Raw genomic sequence first — 12,107 nt, forward strand, 5'->3', positions numbered from 1 at the left:
GCTATAAAGGGACATAGTTCAAAAAATGAACGTTATTACTTTCTTTACTTTAATAACTTCTTTCTTTAACAGATTTCTTTTATTCTTTTATTCTTTGATAGTATTCTTTTAGATAATTATTATTAAGTCTGTTTAATTAAGTCTGGATAAAGTAAGGCTGTATAACGTCCATTATCCGAACTATCTCAAGTACAATTCCTGAACTATTGATGTTCATTTATTGAACTGGTTAATCCCTATTCTTGTGACTTTGAAGTACAATTATTGAACTTCCTTTTTTGGCAATAATGCCAATCTCTCTTGCATTCTAATTTCCTCAGGTGAGAGGTCAGTATCAACTATTTTAGGTACAATCTGCCTAGCCTGAATTTTCTGTTCACGGTGTTCCTGATATTCCTTTTTCTGTTGGTTCAGTTGATAACGTTCCTTGTCATGTTCGGCTGTATTCATTAGTTTTTTTTCAAACTCTTGAAGCTGTTCAACTTTGTCAGGAAAATGTCCATACAATTCATTTTTACCTAATGGCTTATAGACTACATAAACATTATTTCCTCTGCTTGTTTTGCTTTTCTGTATTAGTCCAACCTGTTCTAAGGTTTTCAGATATTTATGAATTGTGACCATACTTCCTACACGAGTGTAATTCAGTATCTATGGAATGGTAGAATAGGCATAACCATAATCATTATTGTAAAGCTGTAACAACTTCATATAAACAACCAGATCAGTGTGAGTAATCAATTCTAACTGGACATAATCAAGTAATTCCATTGGCATTATTTCAAAGTTACCTTTGACATTCTCTTTACAAATAATTCCTGTTCCTTGAATAACTGTTTCTGTATTTGACATAATAAATCATTCCTTTTCTGTTATTTTTAGTGGTTCAAAAAATGAACCTTACACTTTCCTACTAACGAAAAGCTAATGAAATAGGACATGTAAAAATAAAAAAAATGCCATGCTTAATAAACATGACATTCAAAGAGTTAATGATACTGTTATTAGAATAAAAAAAGTCTTTTGATTTTCATGGTGAATTTTTATACTCGTTCTTCTAATTGAAGCATTACGTAATGACTATTTATTATTTCCTTAATTAAATCATCTAAAGAAACAGTAATTCCAATATCTTTATCATGGTATTGTTTTATTTTTTTTATCATTTCTAATTCTTCATTATCTAATTCCAATGTTATCCTTTGCATTAGAACCCCTCCAAAATTTATTGATAAGGATATTGTTAATAAAATTAAAACAATTATTCAGGAATCCCCAATAAAATACTAAAGGATGAAAAACAATTTTATCTTTACCTCCTTTTAAAAATACTGTTTAGAGGTGAAAATGAATTATGTTGTCTTTTAACATCTGAATCAGTCATTTGAATATATTTCCTAACCATACTCATATCAGAATGTCCTAATATCTTTTGCAATGAGAAAGGGTCTCCACCATTCATAATATAAAATAACGCACCTGTATGTCTAAATGTATGCGGTGATACCCTTTTATTTGATATACCAGCCATTTCCCCTAATTCAGTTAGTCTCCTTCTCCATGTATTACTAAGAATGTCCCTACCATCATAAGTGACAAAAAGATACTCGCTGCCAAAGTCTTCTGATTCTTTCATATATTCTTCAAGTAGTTTTATTGTTTTAGTTGATATTGGAACGCTTCTACTCCGTTTTGTTTTCGTTTCATGTGGTTCTAATTTGATAAAACCACTTTTTAAATCAACATTACTTCTTTTCATATTAAGTAGTTCAGAAATTCTAACCATTGTGTCCAATAATACATAAATCATTACTTTATCTCTAAAACCAACAAATCTTGAATCGTCACTTTGGTTTAGTAATGCTTTTACTTCTGCTGGAGTAAACGCCTGTATTTCATCCTCAGGTGTTTTAACTGGCTTAAATCGTTCATGTATTGGTTCTTCAATCCATCCCTCTTGATAGCAATAACGAAGGAAAGCACGCATAGTTCTGATACGAACATTAGCTGTTGTAGGTGCTAATCCTTTATCATTAAACATAAAGCCAATATATTCCCGAAAAAATTTCAAGGGTAATTATGTCATTCGATAAATCTCCCCCTGAATAATCAGTAAGATAATGAAAGTGTTCATAGTACTGTTGGATTGTCGGTTTTTGCTTATAGTTCATGAACCTTTCAAACATTTCAAAAAGAGTTAACTTCTGTTCAACAGACCTAACACGGTTTAAACTTTGACTGTTCCTTATACCTTTACGATTAGTTTTACGAATAACAGACATAAAAAAATCCACCTTTCCTTTACAGAAATTAGTGGATTAAACACACTAGTACAACCATAATCGGTCACACTAGGATTATGTAATTTCCCGAAAAAATACTAGTGACTTTATCAAATCAAATCACGGTTCAAATCACTGTCAAATCACAGAAAAAAACTGTTCAAACGTTGATAACACTGAAAAAATTTGGCGGGGCCCCCTGGGAATCGAACCCAGCTGAGACAACACCTGCCTCACGGACGGTTAAGTACGCCTTCATCCAGCCTTCATGTCAAAATCTCATTCAATCAATCCCATATGGTCCTTTCAAGTGATTTGAAATTCTGCGAATTAGTGAGTATTTGAGAGATAATCGCATCTTACTGAGGGAGCTCAATAAAATTGTTATAAAAAGACTAATTATCTGAATTTTTTTGCTTAATCGATTGTTCCACTAAATATTGAGTCCCATATATTAATATTGCCCAAACCACACTCATAAGAGCCCAATTAGTATTATTCCACTTTTTAAATTTAAATAATCCAACTTTTTGAGAGATAAAGAAATAAGGGTAAGCATTAATACTATCTAAAACTAAATTTGTAAGTAAGTATTTGAAAAATTTTCCGTAAGTTAGTTTAAATATCCATAGTGTTCCAACAAAATAAGGACCTAGAAAGTATGTAAAATCTACAGCACCCGGAGATATAGGGTTTTTATTTATCCACCATTTTTTCTTATTAGCAATTATGCTTGTTGTACTTAAGAATAAATTAACAAGACTAGCTACAGGCAAAAATCTAAAAAATGAAGTTTTTCCCATGAAAGGAACAGTTAGCCACGGAATAATTAACTGGGCTAAAGATAATACTTTTTTCTTATTTATTATAACTCACCCCTTAAAACGTGTTTTAGGTATATTATCAACATCTTTTCTGGAAATAATGAGTTATCAGATAAAAATCTTTATTTAAACTAAACTGCACCTATAATTTAAGTACATTCCATCACAATCTTATATGTATATCAAATAAAAGGACGGAACCACTGTGATCCCATCCTTAACAATGCTTTCGTTTTACTTTCATTCGACAAATGACGGAATCCGGAGCAACCCTGCTTTTGTTAAATTCCTATATTTAACCTTGCACTTTAACGGCTCGATAAAATTAAACTTATCATTCTCGGATATGATTTGCTGTTGTAGGAAATAGTTTTTCCGTTCTTTTGATGGCATAAATTCCATAATTCCAGCTGGTCTCCCGTCCAGGAAGTTCAGCAGTAGTCCAAATTTACCTTTTCTTAGCCCCGTAATAAATACATTCTCATATTGGTAGTTAATGACCTTAAGCCACGACTAGCTGCGCTTTCCGACCTTATATGGCGAGTCCTTACGTTTCAATACGATACCTTCTAGCCCCTGCTGCCGGACCAATTCGAAGTAAGCTGGACAATGGCCTTCAATATATTTAACCTTTGCTATTAAACTTGTATCCTGACTGATGATTTTATTTAACAGGTACTTTCTTTCCATTAATGGCTGTCGGGCTGAATCTCATCAAAAACTACGTAGCTTAACCGGCCTTCTACCTGGATCATGTTCCTTGATTGGAACCTAGCCATCATAGCTTCAAAATCCGGCTTTCCTGCAGAGTCAGTAACAACTAACTCCCCATCTAAAACCGTGCCATTCGGAATATCTATCGTTAGTAATTCTGGAAACTTGGCTGTATCCTAGTTTTTGTGTTGCGCGAATAACTTATCTTATTATTAAAGTTTGAAAGTCCAACCAGCTTCAACTCCGTGAATATTGTCGTTATCAAACGGTTCATCTGCCTTTTGCAACGCATTGATGCGATAAACATATATACCACCTTAGTCCTTTCTTTTATTACAAAGTAATTTTTCTCCTTTTTAGACAAGCATACAATCTAATTTGTATTTTTTTCGTAATATGTAATCTATTCTAATTTTTTTATTTAAAAGAGGTGGAAAATTGAAAAATCATAAAGATAAAAAATTAAAAAAAGAACCACACAAAAAAGGACCACACAAAAACCGAAGATGTAATGAATGTAGTCAATCAATCCCATCTAATAATCAAGGGCAATCATTTCAGCTCTTATCTAACACCATAGCAGTAAGCCCTGGAATTTTTGCTGTAGTGAGGAGTGATCCTAAGGATCCATTTATTCCTTGTGCTTTACCACAATCAGGATGCGTCAATGTTCCTACTCCATTTCGTACTTACCCCGGGAGCCCTTTAATTGGACCACTTACTGTACTTCGGGGTTGTGATAGTGACCATCTAGGAGCTAGGGATTTTGCAAATTCTAGAGATATTACGTCAAATGAAACTACCACTTTTGTAGGTCAACCAGTATTTGCTGCAGAATCAGGAAAAATTAACCTCCTTATATCTGGTGGACAAAATTGTACTGGTCCTAATTGTCAGCCAGACCTAGTTGGAATCAGAAGTGATTTTGATCGATACGTTACTCAGTATGTTCATGTAAGTCCTCTTCCTACTCTTGAACCAGGACAACACGTAAATGAAGGGCAACAAATTGGAACGGTTGATTTGTCTGGGGATTTTGTAGGCACACCTACGCCCCATGTTCATATGGCGAGGTATACGCCCGAAGCGAAGCCAACTTGTAACTGGACTGTTACTTTAAAACAGTTCCGAATACCTCCAAGACTGTTTCCTTTTAGATAAAACGTGATTTTTCTCCATCCTATCTATTGGTCCAAAAATTATCAAAAACCTCAACCTTTCTAACTAATAAAAAGTGTCCATCTCATACGGGGTGGTCCTTTTTTATTTTGACGAATGTAACAAAATACCTAAACGTCTACATTTACTGGCAACAGCTAACAAGTTGCTGAAAGTGTTGCAGCCGGGTGATACTCTTGTTGTCATGAAGTTAGATAGGTTTGCCAGGACAGCAGTAGAAGGTATTAATTTAGTTAAATCGTTGCTTGAACGGGCAATTAGTGTTCACGTACTAAATATGGATTAATTGATAACACGCCAACAGGAAAGCTTATATTAACCATGATGCTCGCGTTTGCCGAATTTGAGCGCGATATGATTGTGGAACGAACGCAGGAGGGTAAGGCGATAGCAAAGCAGAACCCAAACTTCCGGTAAGGTAGACCAAACAAATACAGCAAGAAACAAATTGAACATGCTCTTCAGCTGCTGCAGGACAACTCTTACAAACTAGTCGAAGAAATAACCGGAATAAGTAAGTGTACGTTAATTCGGGCTAAAAAACAGAGAATAAGCAAGTTAACTGTTACTTCAACGATTGATCCTTCTGATGGAATCTGAAGCTTAAGTCTCTATTATGAAAGAAAAGCAAACGTATTAAACTTTATTAAAATAAAATAAAGAGCTTGGAAATCCAAGCTCTTCATTTATCTAAATAATGTTCGCACTTTTTTCTTTTTCTTTGTAGGAAATATTTAGCGTCCGAATAGATACATTTAATAATTTTTAAAGAATCATAATGCGAATATGATAATCCCCAATATGGTCTGTTTTTATATTGATGCAAGCCACCACCTTTTACATGGAAGAGGCACTGGCAAATATTGTGAATCCAATTGATAAACGGTTCTGAAGCGCTATATGCTCGGACTCTTAGGTAAGCTTTACCATCCACCATTCTTACTTCAATGCTGCCATCTCCATCAATAATACCACGAAGGAAATCCGGAAAATATTCATCCGGTACATTGATCATCCCAATAGTTAAGCTTTTATCCGGAGTAATCCCTATTGAATTTAAGAAATCATAAAATTTGGGAGTACAAAAAGAAAATGACCATACGGCGTTATCTTTAGTTCGTTTACCAATGTTATACCTTCTCCCTGTTATATTATTTCTTACTATTTTTTCAACTTGGATTAATAAATCCTTGTCTTTAGAATTGATAATAATAGTTCTTCCATCCTTAGATAAACAACCGTCACTTCCGATTATTCCAACTAAACACCAATTGGAGAGCAGTCAAAGTTTCTTCATGTATTCGTAGAACGACGCCGTTACTTTTGGCTGTTTCTGCGATACTCAAACAATTGGCGTTCGCTTTTGCACTGGCCTCACTGACATACAAGAGCCAATTTTTTCTCCCAATGACGTTGGGGTGGATGGCGTTTTCAGCTGGTTATTATCGATTTCAATGCGAGTAAGAATTTATCAAAAACTGTAACCATTTAATGTTTATCCGAATATTTATTAATGATTGCCAGAATATTTAAAAAGCGAGGAGAAAAAAGTATGCCAAAGGGAATGGGAAAAGGAAAAGGAAAAGGAAAAGGAAAAGGAAAAGGAATGGCACGACCTTGTTGTAATCTGTTTTATCAATTACGAGATTTTTACCAAAACGCAGGAGTTCAGCAGATTAAAATTAAACTTCAGAACATAACATCACCAGGTGCACCAGCTGGTCAAATTTTACCAATAGAACGAGGAAATGATATAGAAGAAGTTTTTGTAGACAGCCTTGATTGGTTTGATGAACTAAATTGTAGAATTTTGCTTGAAACAAATTTGGGACAATTGGGTATTCCTGACAGATTCATTGACTGTCAAACTCTTACTGGTACATTTGTAGATGTTGTTCCCTTTTAAAAGGTCTTTTGTCTAAGCGCTAAACATGGAAGGTTTTATTTCTCACATATTTTTTAGTAGGAATCATACAAGGATAACTGGGAAGCAGTCTATAAGCATGAACTTATAAATATTTTTCCAGTTCGTAAAAGTACGCAAAAAAAATCCCTTATTAAACAGAGGGCACTAAAAAAGTGTTCACTTTGAATAATTAACTAGAAATTTCATCAACATACAGTAAATAAAAGAAGTTGATCATATACACGATAGTAGATAATCAACTTCTTTTTTTCTTTCAATGGACTTTTTCAGTGGCCTCCTTTAAAATTGGACACTTTTTATTATCTCCTATTTTAAATACTAAAGGGTAAATACCGTACTTTTCTTATTTTACCTCCCGTAATTCCATTTCCCGTCCTCAAATTGTGGCAGAATGTTCTTTATGTATTGCTTTAATTATTCGATAACACATTCATTTCAAGTTCATCTAAAGTGAATATGATTATTTGCAGAGCTGTTAAATCCATAACTTGGATTTGTGATTGTCCCTTTAAATCATTTTATCATCATAATGTGGTACGACATGGATTAATCACCTCAATAAATAAAAACACTCGTTCGCGTTTGATGATTATTGAATAAAATATTTTCATTCAATCAGTTGACATAAATTATATTATTAATAATAATGGGGATTGTAGGACTAACTAAATCTTGGCTGTAGGAACTATATCTACACTTTATGTCATACAAACCCTTATAAATCAACGATAAAACGCAAAAGGCAATTTGCAACAGTTTCCTATACTGTAGGTCATGGGTTCGTAATATTTATATAAAAACAATAATAAAAACATTCCTCTAGTTAATAAAGGAATGTTTTTATTTATTAGTCATTTTCTAAATATACTATTTATCGGTGAAAACACGTTATGTTGCCGTTTAACATCAGTATCTGTCATCTGAATATATTTTCTAACCATATTCATGTGGGAATGACCAAGAATCTTTTGTAATGAGAAAGGATCACCGCCATTCATGATATAAAATAATGCACCCGTATGCCTAAAAGTATGTGGTGAGACACGCTTATTTATAATTCCGGCCTTCTTACCATAGTCCCGCAAATTATCCCTTATTGTACTATCATTTATTTGCCGTCCATCATATGTAAGAATTAAGTATTCATTCCCGAAATCCTCTGTTTCTTTAATATATTCCGATAATAACTTTATTGTCTTTGTTGATAGCGGAACGGTTCTGGCTTTTCTAGTCTTGGTATCACCGGCTTCTAACTGTATAAATCCACCTTTTAAATCAACATTACATCTTTTTATTGCTATTAACTCTGAAATTCTTACTAAAGTATCTAATAAAATAAAGATAATTACTTTGTCACGGAATCCAGTATATAACTCATCATCTATTACAGCGAATAACTCTTTTATTTCACCTGGTGTTAACGATTCTAGCGTATCTTCCGGTGTTTTAACGGGTTTGAATTTCTCATGTATCGGATCTTCAATATAACCTTCAGCAAAACAAAATCGTATAAATGCACGTATGGTTCTAATTCGTACATTTGCAGTTACTGGTGATAGTTCTTTTTCATGTAACATGTAACCAATAAAATCACGGAAAACATCTACAGTAATGTCATCAGAACTTAAATCCTCCCCGATAAATTCTTTAAAGTATTCAAAGTTCGTATAATAATCATTAATGGTTCTTGGCGCAAGTGCTTCTGTTTGTTTAAACGATATAAAACGGTCAAACATTTCATACAGCGTAAGTTCTTCTGTTACCTTTTTTATATTTTTAACACTTTGTCCACGTCTGTATTTACGTATAGTTTTTTGCATAAAAATAGCCCCCTATGAGTTTTTATAGAAGACTAAGAGTAAATGTCCATCACGGTTTCACTTTTCGGACTAAAACGGTTTTAACGTTTTTATGCCTTTAGACCGTGTGGGTAATATGTATTTCAAAACGTTAAAAATCCTAATTTGGCGGGACCCCCTGGGAATCGAACCCAGCTGAGACAACACGTGCCTCACGGACGGTTTTGAAGACCGCGGGGGACACCAGTGCCCCATTGAGCCCCGTTACAGTTATTACTATACCAAAAAAATGACTTTTACTCAATAATGATATATTGACAATTCCATGTATAAACTCAGAATCTTATAGAAGAAAAGAATATATGATTGTATCGTATAATCATCATACACTCTTTATTCTTTAATTTTCTACAAAGCAAAATAACTTATTCTATTCAGTCCAATCCCTCTAGTCAACTACAGTTAAGTTTCTTTCTTGTCTGAAAATAAGAAAAATTATATAATATGATTGATAGAATAATGATGTAGGTGAATAGTATGTTAGATGGTTGGTTTCTATGGTTTATCCTGTTTTGGGTTGTTATATTAATGGGTTCGTTTGCGATAGGCGGCTTTTTTATGTTTCGAAAATTTTTAAAAAAGATGCCGAAAGAGGATGGCAAATCAGATATGGACTGGGAAGAATATTATGTTAATAACACGATTCATCTATGGCATCAGGAGGAAAAAGAATTGCTTGCAGATCTAGTATCTCCTGTTCCAGAACTGTTTCGTGATGTTGCCAAACATAAAATTGCCGGAAAAATCGGGCAGCTTGCTTTAGAGGAAAAGGTAAATAGAATTGACCAAGATATAGTTATTCGGGGTTATATCATGGCCACACCTAAACGTGATCATAAATTCCTCCGTAAGAAATTAGAAGAAAAACAGATTGAGCTTACACCTTATAACCATTTATTTTAATCATGATAAAAGGCATCGATCATAGTAAATGATCTGATGCCTTTTTTAGTTTCATATGATCTTGTTTAGTTTAGTTCTTTAGATAGCTTTTGATAGTTCCTGTACATTGCCAAGCGCCATGGAACGATCATACTGAACGCAAGTAAGAAGAACATTCCGCTGAGTTCCCCAAAATCAATTGTTGTACTAAGTACGAGCTTCGCGGCAATCCGGACTACTAAAAGCCCTATTAAGATAAAGATAAACGCTCGGGAACGTTTCAAATAGATATCCTGATCTTTAATTTCAAATTTTGATGTCTTAATTAATAGAATTGAAAATAACATGCCGACCACAATGGATTCCATGATTTCCATTGGCGTTAACCGAAATTGTGGAACTACATACATAAATGCACCAGTACTCATAAAGAGCGGAGGCAATAATATTTTTTTTACTGAAGCAGGCTTCTTTGCTGCTTTCATTCGAACGAACATGGCAAAAACAGCCATTCCAACAGCACCTACTGAAGAAACAAGGACTAAATCCATATATTTATTCATCCCTTTTTGTTTAAATCAAATGCATTAACATTATATCCTATCCAAGCCAAACGGTGAAACCATTATGCATCATATATTGTAGGAATAAATTAAAAACTAATCGTAACATAGCAAAACAACAAATTATGTGATTGAAATCCTTTAGTGACATATAAACAATATCTAAAAGTTAAAAAGCTGGCAACTATATTTCGCTGCCAGCAATACCAATTTCTTATTTTAATACCCTTTCAATGGAATCCACTACGCGCGATGCATCAAAAGGTTTGACAATAAAGTCCTTTGCGCCGGATTCAATGGCCTCAACAACCATTTTCTGCTGGCCCATTGCAGAACACATAATTACTTTTGCATTTGGGAATTCGCTTTTTATTTCTTTCACAGCTTGGATACCGCTTACTTCGGGCATTGTAATATCGAGAGTGACTAAATCAGGCTGTAACTCTCGATACAAACGAATCGCATCTCTTCCATTTTCTCCTTCTCCTATGATCTCATGTCCTGCCTTTGTAAGAATAGTAGATAAAGTCATTCTCATAAACTTTGCATCATCAACAATTAGAATTCTCGCCAAAACCTTTTCCTCCTTATGTAACAACAGCTAGCAAGCCAAGATCTATATAATAATGTCATTAAAAACATGATTCAATTATTAAATATAAAGGAAGCAATGGTTATTTACAATTAATGTATAGATCTATTCACAGGAATGTGCGGAAATTCTACAGGACGTGAAATCATTTTATTTTAGAACCCTTTAAAACCGCCAAATAGAGCTGATAACAATGAAATCATAACCGTCATCCAATCAAAAAATAAGAAAATTCCAATTATAATCATCAACCAGCCGCCAATTTTCATAATTTTCATATTATGTTTCCGTATCCAGCCCATCTTTCCAATAAAAAAGGAAAGGATGAAAAACGGTATCGCAAAGCCTAATGTGTATGCGATCATATACAACATACCTGATTCCGGATTTGTTCCTGCCAATAAAATAACCGACATGAGGATTGGTCCTGTACAAGGTGTCCAACCAGCAGCAAAAGCCATCCCGATTAGAATCGAGCCGATAAATCCAGACGGCCGGTTTTTAAATTCAAAACGTCGGTCCTTCATCATAAATTCAGGATTTAAAATCCCTACAATCATTAAACCAAATAATACGATAAAGATGGCACCAATTTGACGAATTAAATCCTGATAATTCATAAAGAAACTGCCAACAAAAGATGTCCCGAAACCGATTGCAATAAAAATAATCGAAAATCCGATTAGGAAAAAGAGTGTATGCAGCATACTCCGCCTTTGCAGCATCCCGTTATCACTTTTCAATTCTCCCACTGACATCCCTGTAATATAGGAAAGAAATGCCGGGTAGAGTGGGAGACAGCACGGTGAAATAAAGCTTAAAAAACCTGCCCCCATCGCAATAAAAACGTTTAAATCGGTCATAATCGCGTCCCCCATTCGTGAATCCATATCCATTCTACCAAAGGTTGACAGGAAATGATATTTTTTGAACTATGAATATTTTGTGACAATAATGAATTTTCATTGCATGATTTATTCATGCCCTTCTACATCTTCAAGCCTAACTCTTCAGTCATTATGTATCAATTCCATAAAGAAAGCACTCATACTCTGAGTGCTTGTCTAAATTACTTACCCTGCTGCTTATTCATGGCGTTCATCATTTGATTAATTTTCTTCTGTGATGGCTTCATTCCCATTTGCATCATCATCATTTTTAGCATTTGTTCGTTAATTGGTGGATTTTTCTTCAAATAGCTCATCATGTATTTACGAGCGATGAAAAATCCTAGTGCCACACCAGCAATCAATGCCAATGCACCTACTAGAATGTACATACCCAT

At 34.1% G+C, this 12,107-nt stretch carries 14 protein-coding genes, 1 tRNA gene and 2 pseudogenes; 4 read left to right on the forward strand and 13 right to left on the reverse strand.

Annotated elements, in window-relative coordinates; all coding sequences use genetic code 11:
- Positions 1-261: 261 nt before the first annotated feature.
- The 6 genes from R4Z09_RS16015 to R4Z09_RS16040 all read right to left on the reverse strand — a co-directional run bounded on the left by R4Z09_RS16015 (position 262) and on the right by R4Z09_RS16040 (position 3,796).
- Positions 262-624: a hypothetical protein gene (locus R4Z09_RS16015; RefSeq protein ID WP_338447753.1), complete on the reverse strand. Its 363-nt coding sequence runs from the start codon at positions 622-624 to the stop codon at positions 262-264.
- Between the two features lie 27 nt (positions 625-651).
- Positions 652-852: a hypothetical protein gene (locus R4Z09_RS16020; RefSeq protein ID WP_338447754.1), complete on the reverse strand. Its 201-nt coding sequence runs from the start codon at positions 850-852 to the stop codon at positions 652-654.
- 191 nt (positions 853-1,043) lie between these two features.
- On the reverse strand, positions 1,044-1,208 hold the full coding sequence (locus R4Z09_RS16025) for a hypothetical protein (RefSeq protein WP_338447755.1): 165 nt from the start codon (positions 1,206-1,208) through the stop codon (positions 1,044-1,046).
- 104 nt (positions 1,209-1,312) lie between these two features.
- Positions 1,313-2,041, reverse strand: coding sequence for a tyrosine-type recombinase/integrase (locus R4Z09_RS16030; RefSeq protein WP_338447756.1), 729 nt, complete (start codon positions 2,039-2,041; stop codon positions 1,313-1,315).
- A 636-nt stretch (positions 2,042-2,677) separates the two neighbouring features.
- Complete coding sequence (locus tag R4Z09_RS16035) at positions 2,678-3,085, reverse strand: hypothetical protein (protein ID WP_338447757.1); 408 nt, start codon at positions 3,083-3,085, stop codon at positions 2,678-2,680.
- Positions 3,086-3,619: 534 nt separating this feature from the next.
- Positions 3,620-3,796 (reverse strand): hypothetical protein, encoded by a 177-nt coding sequence (locus R4Z09_RS16040; RefSeq protein WP_338447758.1) that lies wholly within the window; start codon positions 3,794-3,796, stop codon positions 3,620-3,622.
- Positions 3,797-4,258: 462 nt separating this feature from the next.
- Here R4Z09_RS16040 and R4Z09_RS16045 point away from each other — a divergent pair, with 462 nt between their 5' ends.
- Positions 4,259-4,981, forward strand: coding sequence for a M23 family metallopeptidase (locus tag R4Z09_RS16045; protein ID WP_338447759.1), 723 nt, complete (start codon positions 4,259-4,261; stop codon positions 4,979-4,981).
- Between the two features lie 160 nt (positions 4,982-5,141).
- Positions 5,142-5,599: pseudogene (locus R4Z09_RS16050) on the forward strand (recombinase family protein); the annotation flags it as partial.
- Positions 5,600-6,284: 685 nt separating this feature from the next.
- Here R4Z09_RS16050 and R4Z09_RS31110 read toward each other — a convergent pair.
- Positions 6,285-6,458: pseudogene (locus R4Z09_RS31110) on the reverse strand (IS66 family transposase); the annotation flags it as partial.
- A gap of 93 nt (positions 6,459-6,551) precedes the next feature.
- On the opposite strand from R4Z09_RS31110, the gene R4Z09_RS16055 reads away from it, so the two are divergent.
- A complete protein-coding gene (locus R4Z09_RS16055; protein WP_338447760.1) occupies positions 6,552-6,905 on the forward strand; it encodes a hypothetical protein in 354 nt (117 codons plus the stop codon).
- A gap of 872 nt (positions 6,906-7,777) precedes the next feature.
- Here R4Z09_RS16055 and R4Z09_RS16060 read toward each other — a convergent pair.
- On the reverse strand, positions 7,778-8,746 hold the full coding sequence (locus R4Z09_RS16060) for a tyrosine-type recombinase/integrase (protein WP_338447761.1): 969 nt from the start codon (positions 8,744-8,746) through the stop codon (positions 7,778-7,780).
- 145 nt (positions 8,747-8,891) lie between these two features.
- A tRNA-Sec gene (locus R4Z09_RS16065) sits at positions 8,892-8,988 on the reverse strand.
- A 274-nt stretch (positions 8,989-9,262) separates the two neighbouring features.
- Between R4Z09_RS16065 and R4Z09_RS16070 the strand changes: the two genes are divergently transcribed.
- Positions 9,263-9,688, forward strand: a complete 426-nt coding sequence (locus tag R4Z09_RS16070; RefSeq protein WP_338447762.1) for a DUF2621 domain-containing protein — start codon at positions 9,263-9,265, stop codon at positions 9,686-9,688.
- Positions 9,689-9,753: 65 nt separating this feature from the next.
- On the opposite strand, the gene R4Z09_RS16075 is transcribed toward R4Z09_RS16070, so the two are convergent.
- The 4 genes from R4Z09_RS16075 to R4Z09_RS16090 form a co-directional block, all read right to left on the reverse strand.
- On the reverse strand, positions 9,754-10,218 hold the full coding sequence (locus R4Z09_RS16075; RefSeq protein WP_338447763.1) for a cytochrome c biogenesis protein CcdC: 465 nt from the start codon (positions 10,216-10,218) through the stop codon (positions 9,754-9,756).
- 226 nt (positions 10,219-10,444) lie between these two features.
- Positions 10,445-10,804: a response regulator gene (locus R4Z09_RS16080; protein ID WP_338447764.1), complete on the reverse strand. Its 360-nt coding sequence runs from the start codon at positions 10,802-10,804 to the stop codon at positions 10,445-10,447.
- A gap of 173 nt (positions 10,805-10,977) precedes the next feature.
- Positions 10,978-11,685, reverse strand: a complete 708-nt coding sequence (locus R4Z09_RS16085) for a cytochrome c biogenesis CcdA family protein (protein WP_338447765.1) — start codon at positions 11,683-11,685, stop codon at positions 10,978-10,980.
- 206 nt (positions 11,686-11,891) lie between these two features.
- Complete coding sequence (locus tag R4Z09_RS16090; protein ID WP_150441358.1) at positions 11,892-12,107, reverse strand: YneF family protein; 216 nt, start codon at positions 12,105-12,107, stop codon at positions 11,892-11,894.

The organism is Niallia oryzisoli (genome assembly GCF_036670025.1).
GTDB lineage: Bacteria > Bacillota > Bacilli > Bacillales > Cytobacillaceae > Bacillus_BD > Bacillus_BD oryzisoli.

What these genes read in the sequence shown, in the direction of transcription:
- R4Z09_RS16075 (WP_338447763.1), bottom strand. Translation starts at nt 10,218, where the DNA reads ATGGATTTAGTCCTTGTTTCTTCAGTAGGTGCTGTTGGAATGGCTGTT.
- R4Z09_RS16070 (WP_338447762.1), top strand. Translation starts at nt 9,263, where the DNA reads ATGTTAGATGGTTGGTTTCTATGGTTTATCCTGTTTTGGGTTGTTATA.
- R4Z09_RS16085 (WP_338447765.1), bottom strand. Translation starts at nt 11,685, where the DNA reads ATGACCGATTTAAACGTTTTTATTGCGATGGGGGCAGGTTTTTTAAGC.
- R4Z09_RS16060 (WP_338447761.1), bottom strand. Translation starts at nt 8,746, where the DNA reads ATGCAAAAAACTATACGTAAATACAGACGTGGACAAAGTGTTAAAAAT.
- R4Z09_RS16015 (WP_338447753.1), bottom strand. Translation starts at nt 624, where the DNA reads ATGGTCACAATTCATAAATATCTGAAAACCTTAGAACAGGTTGGACTA.
- R4Z09_RS16030 (WP_338447756.1), bottom strand. Translation starts at nt 2,041, where the DNA reads ATGTTTAATGATAAAGGATTAGCACCTACAACAGCTAATGTTCGTATC.
- R4Z09_RS16020 (WP_338447754.1), bottom strand. Translation starts at nt 852, where the DNA reads ATGTCAAATACAGAAACAGTTATTCAAGGAACAGGAATTATTTGTAAA.
- R4Z09_RS16090 (WP_150441358.1), bottom strand. Translation starts at nt 12,107, where the DNA reads ATGGGTATGTACATTCTAGTAGGTGCATTGGCATTGATTGCTGGTGTG.
- R4Z09_RS16035 (WP_338447757.1), bottom strand. Translation starts at nt 3,085, where the DNA reads ATGGGAAAAACTTCATTTTTTAGATTTTTGCCTGTAGCTAGTCTTGTT.
- R4Z09_RS16055 (WP_338447760.1), top strand. Translation starts at nt 6,552, where the DNA reads ATGCCAAAGGGAATGGGAAAAGGAAAAGGAAAAGGAAAAGGAAAAGGA.
- R4Z09_RS16025 (WP_338447755.1), bottom strand. Translation starts at nt 1,208, where the DNA reads ATGCAAAGGATAACATTGGAATTAGATAATGAAGAATTAGAAATGATA.
- R4Z09_RS16040 (WP_338447758.1), bottom strand. Translation starts at nt 3,796, where the DNA reads ATGGAAAGAAAGTACCTGTTAAATAAAATCATCAGTCAGGATACAAGT.